The sequence below is a fragment of the Microbacterium sp. SLBN-111 genome (genome assembly GCF_049739645.1).
In the GTDB taxonomy this organism is placed as follows: domain Bacteria; phylum Actinomycetota; class Actinomycetes; order Actinomycetales; family Microbacteriaceae; genus Microbacterium.
Window position 1 is genome coordinate 1,193,570 of the sequence record NZ_JBMGQH010000001.1, and the last position, 14,702, is coordinate 1,208,271.

Consider the following 14,702-nt stretch of genomic DNA (forward strand, 5'->3'; position numbering starts at 1 on the left):
GGTCACCGGGGGTTCTCCTTCCGCGCCACGAACCGCGCGACGGCGATCGATCCGAACACGCCGACCGCCGCGATGATGAGCATCGCCGGGAGCGACCGGGTGTGGTGGTTGATGACCATGTCGGCGCCGAGGATGCACACGACCTCGGTCAGCAGCACGTCCGCGGCGACGGCGCGGTCGAGGATCGACGGGCCGATCACGAGCCGGATGAGCGCGAGCACCGCGGCGACGGCGAACACGACCAGGATGACGACGATGAGGGCGGTCATATCGGGGTCCGTCCGTCGCGAGGCGTCTCTGCTGCGCGGTGCGCGTGGTCGTCGGCATCCGCGATCTGCCGCCGGAGGTCGGCGAGCTGCGCGCGCGACCCCACGGCACGCGTGATGCGGGCCTCCCACCCGAGCACGACACGGCGCTGGTGCTCGGCATCCGCGTCGCTGCGGACGCCGATGGTGTGGAGGAACAGCGTGCGTCCTTCGCGGTCGACGTCGACGATGAGCGACCCCGGGATGAGGGATGCCGTGACCGCCGTGTGCGCCATGATGACGTCGTCGTCGACGCGGAGCGGAACGGCGATGATCGCCGCTCCGGGCGGGCGCCGGAAGTCCAGCACCTGCCACGCGACGACGAGGGATCCGCGCACGACCGCGGCGAAGAACGTCACGACGAAGACGAGGCCGTACCAGAGGTTCAGGCGTCCCGACAGGTCGACCGGCGGCAGGCGGAACACGCGGGTCACGAAGACCGCGGCGAGGATGCCGGTGACGAACGCGAGCCACGTGAACTGGCCCCACAGCAGCATCCACAGGGCCACCAGGACGACGAAGAACGGCAGCTGCTGCAGGAAGAAGCCGACCTGCGACCGGCGGGACGGGCTCATCGCTCGGCCCCCTCGTCCTGCAGCTGCACGAGCGTGATGCCCTCGGTGATGCGATCGCCCGCGCGAAGGCACAGGTCGAGCAGCGGCCCCGCGAACACCGTCAGCGACAGCGTGACGACCACCATGCCGGCGGTCGCCGCTGTCATGATCTTCGGGATCGTGCGCCGCTCGGTCGAGATCGCGGCGGCGGGGGCGTTGCCGAGGTACGCGATGCGTTCCATGGTCTCGGTGGAGTCGTTCTCCTCGCGCCAGAACGAGAGGTTCCACGCGCGCATCAGGGCGTACAGCGTGAGGATCGAGGTGACGATGCCGCCGACGATCAGCACCATCATCACGGGCGTCCCCACCTGTGCGGCAGCGTCGAACAGCGCGTACTTGCCGATGAACCCCGAGAACGGCGGGAGCCCGCCGAGGTTGATGGCCGGAATGAAGTACAGCACCGCGAGCACCGGCGCCGCCCGCATGAGGCCCTTCACCTTGAGGATCGACGTGCTGCCCGCGCGGCGCTCGATGAGGCCGACGGCGAGGAACAGGGTCGTCTGCACGATGATGTGGTGGACGATGTAGTAGATCGTCGCCCCCACCGCGAGCGGGGTGTTGATCGCGAGTCCGAAGACCATGTACCCGATGTGGCTGACGAGCGTGAACGACAGGATGCGTTTGAGCTCGGCCTGCGCGACGGCGCCCAGGATGCCGACGATCATCGTCGCGAGCGCGACCATCATCAGCACGAAGTTGAGGTCGTTCGCGACGAACAGCTGCGTCTCGGTGCGGATGATCGCGTAGACGCCGACCTTGGTCAGCAACCCCGCGAACACCGCGGTCACGGGCGCTGGCGCCGTCGGGTACGAGTCGGGCAGCCAGAACGACAGCGGGAAGACCGCCGCCTTGATCGCGAAGGCGAGCAGCAGCATGAGGTGCAGGATCGTCTGCACGTCCTGCGGCAGCTCCGCCATGCGCTCGCTGATCTGCACCATGTTCACGGTGCCGAGGGCTCCGTAGACCATCGCGATCGCCGCGAGGAACAGGATCGACGACACCAGCGACACGACGATGTAGACCACGCCCGTGCGGATGCGCGACTCGGTGCTGCCCAGCGTGATCAGCACGTACGAGGCCACGAGCAGGATCTCGAAACCGACGTACAGGTTGAAAAGGTCGCCGGCGATGAACGCGTTGAAGATACCCGCGCCGAGGATCAGGTACGCCGGGTAGAAGATCGAGACCGGGGTGTCCTCGTCGTTGTCGGCCGCGCCCTGACCGATCGAGAACAGCAGGACCGCGAGAAGCACGATCGCGGTGACCACGACCAGCAGCGCCGCGAGCACGTCGACGTACAACACGATGCCGAGCGGAATCGGCCACCCCGCGATCGCCACCGCGATCGGACCGCTCGTGTCGACCGCGACCAGCAGGATCGCGCCCAGCACGAGCACCGTCGTCAGCGCCAGGACCGACACCAGGATCTGCGTCTTCTTCCGGCGGCCGAAGATGAGGTTGATCGCCGCGCCGAAGAGCGGGATGCCGACGAGCAGGGGAACCAGGGCGCTCACGCGCGATCACCGTCTTCCGGGTCTCGGGTGTCGTCCTCGGATGCCACGGTGTCGGTGGATGCCACGGTGTCGGCGGATCCCTCGGGTCGCCGGGTGTCGCCCTGCGGTCGATCGCGGCCCACGGCCACGCGGTCGACCGGGGCGTCGTCGACGAGCTGCGACAGGTCGCCCGCGTGCAGCACGCGGATCGGAGAGATCGCGTCGCCGATGAAGTCGGTGGTGACGTCGGTGTCGTCCGAGCGCGACTCCTCGTCCATGGCATCCTCCGGCTCGGCGGCCGTGCGGGCGCGGATCGCGACGTCTTCCGCGTCGTCGACGACGGTGTCGGCCTGGCCGAGCTGCCAGGAGCGGTAGATGAGCGCGAGGAGGAACGCAGAGATGCCGAACGTGATGACGATCGCCGTGAGCGCGAGCGCCTGCGGGAGGGGGTCGGCCATGTCCGCGGCATCCGTCTTCCCGTCGTCGTAGAACGGCGCGAGCGCGGGCCGTCCCATGACGATGAGCAGCAGGAGGTTTGCCGCGTTGCCGAGCAGCAGGAATCCGATCAGCACGCGCGTGAGGCTGCGCTCGAGCATCGCGTACACGCCGCAGGCGAAGAGCACCGCCATGACGATGATGAGGACGAACGAGATACTCACGGCACCGTCACCGTCCCGGTGTCGGTCCCGGCGTCGGCGGCGATGTCGGCGGCATCCTTCGACTGCCGGTCGACCTCGGCGCCGAGGCTGCGCAGGACGTCGAGCACGAGGCCGATCACGACGAGGTAGACGCCGACGTCGAAGATCGTGCTGGTGACGAATTCCCAGTGCCCGATGAGCGGCAGTTCGCCCTCGAACGTGAAGCTCTGCAGCGGCGCGTAGCCGAAGAACAGCGGCACGATCGCGCACAGCACCGCGAGCGACATGCCCGCACCGAGGAGGCGTCCGGCGTCGGTCGGAGCTGCGGCACCGAGCTCCCAGCGGCCGCCCGCGATGTAGCGCATGACGAGGCCCATGCCCGCGACGAGGCCGCCCGCGAAGCCGCCGCCGGGGAGGTTGTGCCCGGCGAAGAGCAGGTAGATCGAGATGAGCATGATCGCGTGGAACAGCACGCGGATGATGATCTCCATCAGGATCGACCGGTTCTCGGGCTGCACCTTCGCGCCCGACACGAGCCACGCGCGCGGCGCGTCGGTCTCGCCCGAGCGCTGCGCGCGCACGCCGCTGTCGGTCTCGACCAGCGGACGCCGGCGTCCGAGACCCACGCGACTGCGGGCGGTGCCCGAGCGGCGGCGCGAGAGGTTGTCGCTGCGGTCGGTGATGAAGACGAGGGATGCCACGCCCGTGGCGGCCAGGATGAGCACCGACAACTCGCCCATGGTGTCCCACCCGCGGAGGTCGACGAGCGCGACGTTGACGACGTTCTTGCCGTGGCCGATCTCGTACGCCAGGGGCGGCCACTCGAGCGAAATGGGCGCGTCCTGTCGCGCGCCGGTCGCGACGACGGCGACGAGCGCCATCGTGAGGCCGACGCCGACGCCGAGCGCGGCGCGCGCGATCGGGGCGACCGAGGCGTTGTGCTCGCCCATGCGCGCGGGCAGACGCCGCAGCACGAGCGCGAACACCACGAGCGTGATGGTCTCGATCAGCACCTGCGTCAGCGCGAGGTCGGGGGCGCCGCTCGTCGCGAACAGCACGACCATGCCGAGACCGGTCACCGACACGAGCGCGACGCCCGTGAAGCGCTTGGGCGCGCGGACCGCGAGAATGCCGGCGGCGATCATCACCGGAGCGGCGAGGAGCTGCGCGGGCGACTGCCACGCGTCGAGCTGCGCACGCCATTCGTCCGAGGCGAGCAGCGCCGTGCCCTCGGCCACGACGAGGACCACGAAGATCGTGCCGACGTAGAACGGCAGCGAACCGCGCTGGAACCGTGCCGTCGTCCACTCCGACGACCGGTCGATCGCGCGCAGCACGCCGTTGTACGCGTCGTTCGCCGTGAACGGCAGCATCCGCTTGCGCTTGTGCAGCTGGGTGCGGCGTACGAGCCAGAAGATTCCGGCGCCGAGCGCGAGGGTGCCGAGCGAGAGGAAGAGCGCCGGCTCGAGGCCGTGCCAGAGGGCGAGGTGGTATGTGTGGTCGGGGGCCCGGAGGCCCGCGGTCGCCTCGGGGACGGTGTCGGCGTACGGCGCGAGCCATCCGTCGACGATCGGCGCGAGGAACCCCAGCGCGAGCGTCGCGGCCGACAGCAGAACCGGCGAGGCGAGGAACCCGATGGGCGGGTCGGGCCACTCGGTGCGCTCGATGGACTTCTTGGTCCAGAACGCCCCCCAGAGGAACCGGATGCCATACCCCGCCGTGAGCGCCGACCCGGCGACGACGCCGATCAGCGCGACGATGCCCCACGGCGCCCCTTCGGTTGCCTCGTGCCACAGCGCCGTGAGCGCGGTCTCCTTCGCGACGAAGCCGAAGGCCGGGATGACACCGGCCATCGAGGCGATCGCGATGAACGCGGCCGTCGCCATGACCGGTGCCTGGCGACCGACACCGGACAGTTCGCCGATGTCACGCGTGGAGAGCTGGCGGTCGATCACGCCGACGACGAGGAAGAGGCACGACTTGAAGAGCGCGTGGCTGAGGACCAGCGCGATGCCGGCGAGAGCGGCATCCCGCGTGCCGTACCCGAGCATCACGGTCAGGAAGCCGAGCTGACTCACCGTGCCGAACGCGAGGATGCGTTTGAGGTCGCGTTCGCGAAGCGCCTGGAATCCGCCGAGCAGCATCGTGAAGACGCCGAGCGTGATGAGCGTGGGGCGCCAGAACGGGGTGTCGGCGAAGCCGGGCGCCAGGCGCGCGATCAGGTAGATGCCCGCCTTCACCATGGCCGCGGCGTGCAGGTAGGCGCTCACCGGGGTCGGGGCGGCCATGGCACCGGGGAGCCAGAAGTGGAACGGGAAGATCGCCGACTTGCTCAGTGCCCCGACCAGGAGCAGCAGCACGGCGACGTCGGCCACGGGTCCGACGGGCGGGTCGGCGAGGATCGCGGACAGGCTGGTGGTGCCGGCCTGCACGACCATCAGCACGACGCCGATCAGCATGACGAGTCCGCCGAGCGTCGTCACCAGCAGCGCCTGGAGCGCGGCACGGCGGCTCGCGGCACGGCCGTGGTAGTACCCGATGAGCAGGTACGAGAGGACGCTCGTGACCTCCCACAGCATGATCAGCACGACGATGTCGTCCGTGAGCACGAGGCCGTACATCGCTCCCGCGAACGCGAGGAGCACCGCGGAGAACTGTCCGACCCCGGTCGTCTTGCCGCGGAAGTACCAGCGGCAGTAGAGCATCACGAGCGCGCCGACACCGGTCACGATCAGCGTCAGGAGCCAGCCCAGGACGTCCATGCGCATCGAGAGCGTGACGCCGAGACCGGGGATCCAGGCGTATTCCTCGAACGGAATGGCACCGGAGAGCACCGCCGGCGCCAGCACGATGGCGTGCGCGAAAGCGAGGGCGGGGAGGACGGCGGCGACGTAGAACGCGCGGGCGCCGATCCACGCGACGAGAACCGGCAGAAGGAGGGGAACGAGGGCGAAGGCGCCGAGGAATGCCAGCACGAGTGGGCCTCCTCGGGGTCGACGGGCAGGTGCCCGGGCTCTCGGGGTGTCGGATCCATTCTACCCGAGGCATTCGTCTTCCCGGCCGGGAGCGCTCAGGTCGTGCGCGGCGGTCCGGTGGTCGTGCCCACGCGGAAGGTGCAGGTCAGGTCGAGTCCGGCGGGGGTCGAGCCCTCGAGCATCGCTGCGACGGCCTCGCCCGCCGCGCGGCCCTTCGCCGTGGCCGGCTGCACGAGGGTCGTGAGGACGTGGGGCGCCAGACCGTCCACGACGACGCCGTCGAAGCCCGTCACGCTCACGTCGCGGGGCACCTGGAGTCCCGCCTCCTCAGCGGCGCGGATGACGCCCGCCGCCAGCAGGTCGCTCTGCGCGATCACGGCCGTGGGTCGGCGCGAAGGGTCGGCGAAGATCGTGCGGCCCGCGATCGCGCCCTCGTCGATCGAGCTGGCCGCGGCGGCGAGGGCCGGGGCGTCGGGGAACACCTCGCGGACGCCGGCGAGCCGGTCGACGGTGATGTCGACGTGCACGGCGGCGTCGTCGGGGATCCACCCGCGGCGCCGCTCGACGTCGACCGGCAGCGTCACGACCACGACGTCGGTGTGCCCGAGGTCGGCGAGGTGCCGGGCTGCTTCGCGCTGCGCCTCCACGTTGTCGAGCAGCACGCGCGGGATTCCGTCCCCGGCATCCCCTTCGATGACGACGACCGGGATGCCACGCCCCCGCACGATCTCAAGCGAGTCGGCCATGCGCGGGCTGCAGCCGATGAGCACCGCGGCGTCGATCGGAGCGGTGTGCAGCGACGGTTCGCTGATGGTCACGCCGTCGTCGCGCAGGAGAAGGAGCGCGGCGCCCAGGCGCGAGACGCCGTCGGCGAGGCCGTCCATCATGTGCGTCGTCACGGGGTCGAGGAACGCCGTGCCGAGGTGCTGGTCGAAGACGACGCCGACGATGCCCGACCGACCGCGGCGCAGCGAGGCGGCGCGGGGATCGGGACCGGTGTAGCCGAGCTTCTCTGCGGCCGTGAGCACCCGCGCCCGCGTCGCCTCCGACGTCGGCGTCTTGCCGCTGAAGACGACGGATGCCGTCGAGACGGAGACGCCCGCCTCTCGGGCGACGTCGCTGATGGTCGCGCGGCGCGTGCTCACCGCCTGATCGTACCCCGCGTGGAACCGATCTCTCGAATCGATTCGATTCGTCCGCGAATCCTGGTTACTGTGGCGATATGGATTCCACGCTCACCCGTTCGCGCCTCGTGCGCTGGTACATCGCGATCTGCGCGATCTTCCTCGCGAGCGGCCTGAGCATCTCGACCTGGGCCTCCCGGGTCCCGGCGATCCGCGAGTCGCTCGGCATCGAGAACGCCGGCGTCGGGCAGTTGCTGCTCGGCATGGGGGTGGCATCCATCATCGGTCTGACCGTGGCGCCCGCGGTCATCGCGCGGGTCGGTGCCCGTCGCGGCATGCTCATCGCCCTGCTGCTCGTCGTGGTTGGGCTGTTCATCATCGGGTTCGGATCCGACACCCTCCAGCTGTACGGCGTCGCGCTCATCGGCCTCGCGCTGTTCGGGTTCGGCAACGGAGCGGTCGACGTCATGATGAACGTCGAGGGCGCCGCGCTCGAGAAGGCGACCGGGCGCACCGTGATGCCGCTGCTGCACGCGTTCTTCAGCTTCGGCACGGTGATCGGTGCGGGCATCGGGTTCCTCGCCGTCCGCGGCGGGGTGCCCGTCTTCGCGCACAGCCTCGCGATGGCGATCGTGATCGCGGTGGTGGCCTTCGTCGCGATCGCCAACGTCCCGTCGCGCGAGATCGCGATGGACGCCCCGGCCGTGGAACAGCGGGCCCACTGGCGCGAGCGGCTCGGCACTTCGCTCGCCGCGTGGCGCGAGCCGCGGACGTACACGCTCGGCGTGATCATGCTCGGGATGGCCTTCGCCGAGGGCAGCGCGAACGACTGGCTGCCGTCGGCGGTGGTCTTCGGCCACGGCGCTCCGGAGGAGGCCGGACCCGCCGTCCTCGCCGTGTTCTCGGTCGCGATGACGGCGGGGCGCCTCCTCGGCGGTCCCGTCGTCGACCGGTTCGGACGCGTGTGGGTACTGCGGATCCTCGCGATCACCGCCGCCGCGGGACTGCTGCTCTTCATCGTCGCGCCGTTCGGGCCGCTCGTGTACCTCGGCGCCGCGCTGTGGGGTCTCGGTGCCTCGCTCGGCTTCCCCATCGGCATGTCCGCCGCGGCCGACGACCCCGCCAAAGCCGCCTCCCGGGTGGCCGCGGCCGCGACCATCGGATACGTCGCGTTCCTGTGCGGTCCGCCAATCCTCGGCTGGATCGGCGATCACATCGGGCTGCTCAACACGCTGCTCATCGTGGTCGGGTTGATCGTGGCATCCGGACTCTTCTCCGGCGCGGCGAAGCCGCTCGTCGTCGCCGAACCCGAGGCCGAGAGAGCCGCCCGCCGCGATTAGGCTCGTCGGGTGCGTCTCGTCATCGCCCGCTGCTCCGTCGACTACACCGGTCGGCTCAACGCCCATCTGCCCCTCGCCACGCGTCTGCTCGTGCACAAGGGCGATGGGTCGTTGCTCGTGCACTCCGACGGCGGCTCCTACAAGCCGCTGAACTGGATGAGCCCGCCGTGCACGCTGACGGTCGAGGAGCCGGACGAGGATGCCGCGAGCGTCGGCGTCACGCAGCAGTGGCGCGTCACGCACAAGAAGTCGGGCGACGCGCTCGTCGTGAAGATCTACGAGGTGATCCACGACACCTCGCACGACCTCGGCGTCGATCCCGGTCTCATCAAGGACGGCGTCGAAGCCGACCTGCAGCGGCTGCTCGCCGAGCAGGTCTCGGTCGTCGGTGAGGGCCTCACCCTGGTCCGCCGCGAATACCCCACGGCCATCGGCCCGGTCGATCTGCTGCTCCGCGACGACAACGGCGGCACGGTGGCGATCGAGGTCAAGCGCCGCGGCGACATCGACGGTTCGATCTCGTCTACGCCTACTCCTAGCCATGTGGCCGTCGAGGTCAAGCGTAAGGCCGGCATCGACGCGGTCGAGCAGCTGACCCGATACCTAGATCTTCTGAACCGTGATCCGCACCTTCGCCCGGTCAAGGGGGTGCTTGCCGCGCAGTCATTCGCTCCTCAAGCGCGCACGTTGGCCACGGACCGCGGGATCGACTGCGTAGTCCTCGACTACGACGCTATGAGGGGCGTGGACAGCGGCCTACCGACCCTCTTCTAGGGTGCTGGACTGACAGACTGCGCCTGTGACACTCGATTCCGAGATCGGCCGCATCGAGGCCGAAATGCGCGCGGCTGCATGGGCTACTCACACAAGCCTGCGACGAGAGTTGCAAGTTTGGGACCGTCTGGCCGCTGAAGTCGACCGCTATGAGGCGACGATTGACGACTACTTGAACGATTTGTACTCACGCGACTACATCGCCGAGTTCTCGGCAACGGCGTCGGCGGGGACCCGGGAGTACATCGCGGGACAGGTTGCGGCAGCCGACGATCGATTCCGCGCGTCTACTGAACCGGACATTGGCGCCCTGATCGGCCAGCACTACAGGATCGACGACAAGGATGGCTGGTGGTGGCGAAGGCGCCCGGCCAGCGGACCCCTTGGCGACTATCTCAAAGAATGGGGTAGCGGCGGGTAGCGAACGCATCGACGGCGTCGAGCAGCTCACGCGCTACCTCGAGCTGCTCAACCGCGATCCGCTGCTCGCGCCCGTGAGCGGCGTCTTCGCGGCGCAGGAGATCAAGCCCCAGGCGCGCGTGCTCGCGACCGACCGCGGCATCCGCTGCCTCACCCTCGACTACGACGAGATGAAGGGCATCGAGTCGGGCGCTCCGCGGCTGTTCTGAGCCGGGGCCGGCGTCGGCTCCCGTGCGGAGCGGAGGAAAAACGGGGAGCGGAGGAGGCCCTGTCGCCTCCTGATCCTCCGCTCGGCGAAAAGCCTCCCCCGGCACGGCTCGGCCCTCCCGGTCCGCCCAGCCCGGACGCCTCAGGCGAAGCGGATGATCTGACGCACGGCTGCTCCGGATGCCAGCGCGTCCATGCCCGCATTGATGTCATCGAGGGCGATCTCCGACGAGACCAGGCGCTCCACCGGGAGACGCCCGCGTCGCCAGAGGTCGACGAACACGGGGATGTCGCGCTCGGGCACGGCGGAGCCGAGGTAGCTGCCGATGATCGAACGCCCCTCCGCGACGAGCGCCGTGGGCGAGAAGCTCACGCGCGCGTCCGGGGCGGGAAGGCCGACGGTGACGGTGCGCCCTCCGGCCTCGGTCAGCGCGATCGCCGTCTCGAGGGCACGGACGTTGCCGGCGGCCTCGATCACGACGGGAGCGCGCAGCCCCGACTCCATCGCTTCGGCGGGAGACAGCGCCTGCGCGGCACCGAGTTCGCGGGCGAGCGCGAGCTTCGCCTCGACGGCATCCACCGCGACGACCGTGAGACCGTCGAGCGCGAGGGCCGTGAGCAGCGCGGCCATGCCGACGCCCCCGAGTCCGACCACGGCCACCGTCTGCCCGGGCGACGGGCGCCCGGCGTTGAGCACGGCACCGCCGCCGGTGAGCACGGCGCACCCGAGGACGGCGGCGACCTCCGCGGGCACGTCGTCCGGCACGGGCACGACGGAGTGGGTGGAGACGACGGCGTGATCGGCGAAGCCGGAGACGCCGAGATGATGGTGCACCGGGATGCCGTCCCTGCTCAGACGTCGACCGCCGGCGATGAGCTCGCCGGCTCCGTTCGCCGCCGAGCCGGGCACGCAGGGCCGCAGCCCGTTGCTCGCGCACCCCTCGCACGCGCCGCAGCGCGGGAGGAACGTCATCACCACCCGCCGACCGAGAAGCTCCGGGTCGGCGCCGGGGCCGACGGCATCCACGATCCCGGCGGGCCTCGTGCCCGAGGAGCATCGGCGTGGGACGCGCGCGGTTGCCGTCCACGACCGAGAGGTCGGAGTGGCAGAGCCCGGCGACCTCGATCCGCACCAGGATCTCCTCGCGACCCGGTTCGGCCAGTTCGAGTTCCGAGACGGTGAGGGGCCGCGTTTCGCGGAAGGGGGCGGGCCGCCCCACCTCCTCGAGGACCGCGCCGCGGATCCTCACGATGCCCCCTGCACGGCGGCCCGGGGCAGCTCGAGACTCGACGCCCGGTCGCCGATCGTGAGGTACCGGTCGAGTCCGACGAGTTCGTTGAGCTCGTCGAGGCCGTCCATGCGCTCGCGCCACGACCGCGAATCGCCGTCCCGGCGCAGGTCGGTGAGGAAGTCCGACATCGCCATCGAGGCGACGCGCAGCGGCGCGGTGGGGAAGATGACGAGCTGGAATCCCAGGGCGTGGAACTCGTCCGCGGACAGCGCCGGGGTCACCCCGCCCTCGCTCATGTTGGCCATGATCGGACCCTCGAGCTCCGCGCCGATCCGGCGGAGGTCCGCGATCGACGACGGCGCGTCGATGAACACGACATCGGCGCCGACCTCGCGGAACCGCTGCGCCCGCGACAGCGCCTCGTCCAGCCCGAGCGGCGCGAGCGAGTCGGTACGCGCGACGATGACGGTGTCGGGATCGCGCCGGGCCTCGACCGCGGTGGCGATCTTGCGGACGGCCTCGTCGGCGTCGATGACCTCCTTGCCCACCATGTGGCCGCAGCGCTTCGGCCAGACCTGATCCTCGATCTGGATGCCGGCCGCCCCCGCCGCCTCCAGCATGCGGACGTTCGCCCACACCGAGGTGGCATCCCCGTAGCCGGTGTCGGCGTCGACGAGCAGGGGCAGGTCGGTCACGCGGGCGGTGGCCGTCAGCGCCTCGAGGGCCTCACCGGCACCGAGGAGACCGATGTCGGGCAGGCCGTGCCGCCAGGCCGCGATGGCGTAGCCGCTGAGGTAGACCGCGCCGAAGCCCGCGCGCTGGATGGCGAGCGCCTCGAGGGGCGTTCCCGCGCCGGGGACGACGAGGGGTGCGGCGGTGTCGGCGAGCAGGCCACGGAGCTGGGAGGCGGGGGTCATGAGGTCACTTTCTGATCGGATGCCGACAGGTCGGCGGGGGAGGCGAGGCGGCCGACCACGGCGGAGGCCGCGGCCACGGCCGGGGAGACGAGGTGCGTGCGCGCGCCCGGCCCCTGCCGACCCTCGAAGTTGCGGTTGGAGGTGGACGCGGTGCGCTCGCCCGGTCCGACGACGTCGGGGTTCATCCCCAGGCACATCGAGCACCCGGCCCCGCGCCATTCGGCGCCGGCGGCGCGGAAGACCTCGTCGAGGCCCTCCTCCTCCGCGCGGCGCTTGACCGCCATCGACCCGGGCACGACGAGGAGCCGGATGCCGGGGGCGGCGCGCCGTCCGCGGAGGACGTCCGCGGCGATGCGCAGGTCTTCGATGCGGCTGTTCGTGCACGAGCCGATGAAGACGGTGTCGAGCGGGATGCCACGCAGCGGGGTGCCCGGGCGCAGGTCCATGTACGCGAGCGCGCGGTGGGCGGCCTCGCGCTCCTCCGGGTCGGTGAACGCCTCCGGATCCGGCACGGCGGAATCGAGGGGAGCGCCCTGGCCGGGGTTGGTGCCCCACGTCACGAACGGCGAGATCTCCGCGGCGTCGATCACGATCTCCCGATCGAACGCGGCACCCTCGTCGGTCGTCAGCGACGACCACTCGGCCACGGCACGCTCCCACGCGTCGCCCGCGGGGGCGTACCGGCGTCCCCGGAGGTAGGCGAAGGTGACCTCGTCCGGCGCGACGAGGCCCGCGCGGGCGCCCCACTCCACGCTCATATTGCACAGCGACATCCGCGCCTCGATCGAGAGCGCCCGGATCGCCTCCCCGCGGTACTCGACGACGTGCCCCTGGCCGCCGCCGGTCCCCACCCGGGACAGCAGCGCGAGGGCGAGGTCCTTCGACGACACCCCCTCGCGGAGGCGGCCGTTCACGGTCACCGCCATCGTCTTCGGGCGCGCCTGCGGCAGCGTCTGGGTCGCGAGGACGTGCTCGACCTCGCTCGTGCCGATGCCGAACGCGAGGGCCCCGAGCGCCCCGTGGGTCGAGGTGTGGCTGTCGCCGCACACGATCGTCATCCCGGGCTGCGTGAGTCCCGTCTCGGGGCCGATCACGTGGACGATGCCCTGTCCCGGCTCGCCGAGCCGCTGCAGCTCGATCCCGAACTCCGCGCAGTTGCGGCGGAGCGTCTCGACCTGAAGCCGGCTCACCGGATCGGCCAGCAGGAGGGTGTCGGTCGGGACGTTGTGGTCCTCGGTGGCCATCGTCAGGTCGGGCCGCCGGACGGGGCGACCGGCGACCCGCAGCCCGTCGAACGCCTGTGGACTCGACACCTCGTGGACGAAGTGGAGGTCGATGTAGAGCAGGTCGGGTCGCCCGTCGCCGCGCGCGATCGCCTGGCGCTCCCAAATCTTGTCGATCATCGTCCGCGGCGCGGCCGTGGTCGCGGTCATCGCGTCACCCCGCCGAGGTACTCGAGGACGGCCCCCTCGCCGAGGACCTCGCCGTACTTCGCCTGGATGTCGAAGAGGTTCGCCTCGTGGGGGCCGTCCGCGCGATCGCCGACGGCGTCGCGCACCACGAGCGGGATGAAGCCGTGCTGCAGGGCATCGACGGCCGTCGCGCGGATGCAGCCGCTCGTGCTCACCCCGACGACGATCACCGTGTCGACCCCCTGGGCGCGCAGCGTCGAGGCGAGCGAGGTGCCGAAGAACGCGCTCGCGTACTGCTTGACCAGCACCGGCTCCCCCGGGAGGGGTGCCACCTGCGGCATGGGGCGCCCGCCGGGCTGGTCGCCGACGAAGACCGACAGCGCCCCGACCTTCTGGAAGAAGTAGCCGCCGTCCATGCCGCCCTCGACGAACGAGACGGTCGTGTGCAGCACGGGGATCCCCGCCCGGCGCGCCGCCGCGAGGACGCGCTCCGCCGAGAGGAGGCAGTCGTCGAGCCCCATGTACAGCTGTTCGCCCGGCTCGAAGTAGGCCCGCACCATGTCGACGACGACGAGCGCCGGTGACGCCCCCGGCGTGAGCCTCCGGCCGAAGCCGGCCTCCGCGTCGCTCTGGACGCCCTCCCGCGCCGTCAACGACCGGCCCCGATCACGGGCTTGAGGTCGCTGCGCGCCGCCTCGAAGCGATCGATCGCCTCCGCGGACTCGAGGGTGATCGCGATGTCGTCGTACCCGTGCAGCAGACGCCACCGCGTGTACCCGTCGAGGACGAACTCGACATGGATGCCACCCGCCTCCACCGTGCCCCGCTCGAGGTCCACGGCGATCGTCGCCCCCGGCGTGGCATCCAGGTGATCCCAGAGCCGCTCGACGACGTCCTCGTCGAGCCGCACCGCCAGGAGCCCCGCCTTGCCGGCGTTGCTGAAGAAGATGTCGCCGAACCGGGGCGCGATGACGACGCGGAAGCCGTAGTCCTGGAGGGCCCAAACCGCCATCTCGCGCGACGACCCGGTGCCGAAGTCCGGGCCCGCGACGAGAACCGAGGCGTCCCGGAAGGGCGGTCGGTTGAGGACGAAGTCCGGGTCGGTGCGCCACGCCGCGAACAGGGCGTCCTCGAACCCCGTCCGCGTCACGCGCTTGAGGTACTTCGAGGGCAGGATCTGGTCGGTGTCGACGTTGCTGAGACGCAGGGGGGCTCCGACCCCCTTGTGACGGATGAAGGGTTGCATCCGGG

The 14,702-nt window shown here is 70.8% G+C and carries 13 protein-coding genes and 2 pseudogenes; 4 read left to right on the forward strand and 11 right to left on the reverse strand.

Features of this window, described 5'->3' with window-relative positions:
- Positions 1-2: 2 nt before the first annotated feature.
- The 6 genes from RKD05_RS05605 to RKD05_RS05630 form a co-directional block, all read right to left on the reverse strand.
- Positions 3-269, reverse strand: coding sequence for a monovalent cation/H+ antiporter complex subunit F (locus RKD05_RS05605; RefSeq protein ID WP_022878547.1), 267 nt, complete (start codon positions 267-269; stop codon positions 3-5).
- Positions 266-880, reverse strand: coding sequence for a Na+/H+ antiporter subunit E (locus RKD05_RS05610; protein WP_424708598.1), 615 nt, complete (start codon positions 878-880; stop codon positions 266-268). Before RKD05_RS05610 ends, RKD05_RS05605 begins: the two co-directional genes overlap by 4 nt.
- Complete coding sequence (locus RKD05_RS05615; RefSeq protein WP_424708599.1) at positions 877-2,433, reverse strand: Na+/H+ antiporter subunit D; 1,557 nt, start codon at positions 2,431-2,433, stop codon at positions 877-879. Before RKD05_RS05615 ends, RKD05_RS05610 begins: the two co-directional genes overlap by 4 nt.
- The gene (locus RKD05_RS05620) at positions 2,430-3,071 is read right to left on the reverse strand and encodes a Na(+)/H(+) antiporter subunit C (protein ID WP_424708601.1); all 642 of its coding nucleotides are present in this window, start codon (positions 3,069-3,071) and stop codon (positions 2,430-2,432) included. The genes RKD05_RS05615 and RKD05_RS05620 overlap by 4 nt, the downstream gene beginning before the upstream one ends.
- The gene (locus RKD05_RS05625) at positions 3,068-6,025 is read right to left on the reverse strand and encodes a Na+/H+ antiporter subunit A (RefSeq protein WP_424708602.1); all 2,958 of its coding nucleotides are present in this window, start codon (positions 6,023-6,025) and stop codon (positions 3,068-3,070) included. The genes RKD05_RS05620 and RKD05_RS05625 overlap by 4 nt, the downstream gene beginning before the upstream one ends.
- A 95-nt stretch (positions 6,026-6,120) precedes the next feature.
- Entirely contained in the window at positions 6,121-7,170 is a 1,050-nt protein-coding gene (locus RKD05_RS05630) for a LacI family DNA-binding transcriptional regulator (protein ID WP_424708603.1), read from the reverse strand.
- Positions 7,171-7,247: 77 nt separating this feature from the next.
- Between RKD05_RS05630 and RKD05_RS05635 the strand changes: the two genes are divergently transcribed.
- The 4 genes and pseudogenes from RKD05_RS05635 to RKD05_RS05650 all read left to right on the forward strand — a co-directional run.
- The gene (locus RKD05_RS05635) at positions 7,248-8,489 is read left to right on the forward strand and encodes an MFS transporter (protein ID WP_424708604.1); all 1,242 of its coding nucleotides are present in this window, start codon (positions 7,248-7,250) and stop codon (positions 8,487-8,489) included.
- A 9-nt stretch (positions 8,490-8,498) separates the two neighbouring features.
- Positions 8,499-9,263, forward strand: a complete 765-nt coding sequence (nucS, locus tag RKD05_RS05640; RefSeq protein WP_424708605.1) for an endonuclease NucS — start codon at positions 8,499-8,501, stop codon at positions 9,261-9,263.
- A gap of 25 nt (positions 9,264-9,288) precedes the next feature.
- Positions 9,289-9,684, forward strand: coding sequence for a hypothetical protein (locus RKD05_RS05645; RefSeq protein WP_424708606.1), 396 nt, complete (start codon positions 9,289-9,291; stop codon positions 9,682-9,684).
- A gap of 7 nt (positions 9,685-9,691) precedes the next feature.
- Positions 9,692-9,892: pseudogene (locus RKD05_RS05650) on the forward strand (endonuclease NucS domain-containing protein); the annotation flags it as partial.
- Between the two features lie 140 nt (positions 9,893-10,032).
- Here RKD05_RS05650 and RKD05_RS05655 read toward each other — a convergent pair.
- The 5 genes and pseudogenes from RKD05_RS05655 to leuD form a co-directional block, all read right to left on the reverse strand.
- Positions 10,033-11,140 (reverse strand): annotated as a pseudogene (locus tag RKD05_RS05655) (alcohol dehydrogenase catalytic domain-containing protein).
- Positions 11,137-12,039 (reverse strand): isocitrate lyase/PEP mutase family protein, encoded by a 903-nt coding sequence (locus RKD05_RS05660; RefSeq protein WP_424708607.1) that lies wholly within the window; start codon positions 12,037-12,039, stop codon positions 11,137-11,139. Before RKD05_RS05660 ends, RKD05_RS05655 begins: the two are co-directional and overlap by 4 nt.
- Entirely contained in the window at positions 12,036-13,472 is a 1,437-nt protein-coding gene (gene leuC, locus RKD05_RS05665) for a 3-isopropylmalate dehydratase large subunit (protein WP_424708609.1), read from the reverse strand. Before leuC ends, RKD05_RS05660 begins: the two co-directional genes overlap by 4 nt.
- Positions 13,469-14,104, reverse strand: coding sequence for an isochorismatase family protein (locus tag RKD05_RS05670; RefSeq protein WP_424708610.1), 636 nt, complete (start codon positions 14,102-14,104; stop codon positions 13,469-13,471). The genes leuC and RKD05_RS05670 overlap by 4 nt, the downstream gene beginning before the upstream one ends.
- On the reverse strand, positions 14,101-14,697 hold the full coding sequence (gene leuD / locus RKD05_RS05675) for a 3-isopropylmalate dehydratase small subunit (RefSeq protein WP_424708611.1): 597 nt from the start codon (positions 14,695-14,697) through the stop codon (positions 14,101-14,103). Before leuD ends, RKD05_RS05670 begins: the two co-directional genes overlap by 4 nt.
- Positions 14,698-14,702 lie beyond the last annotated feature (5 nt).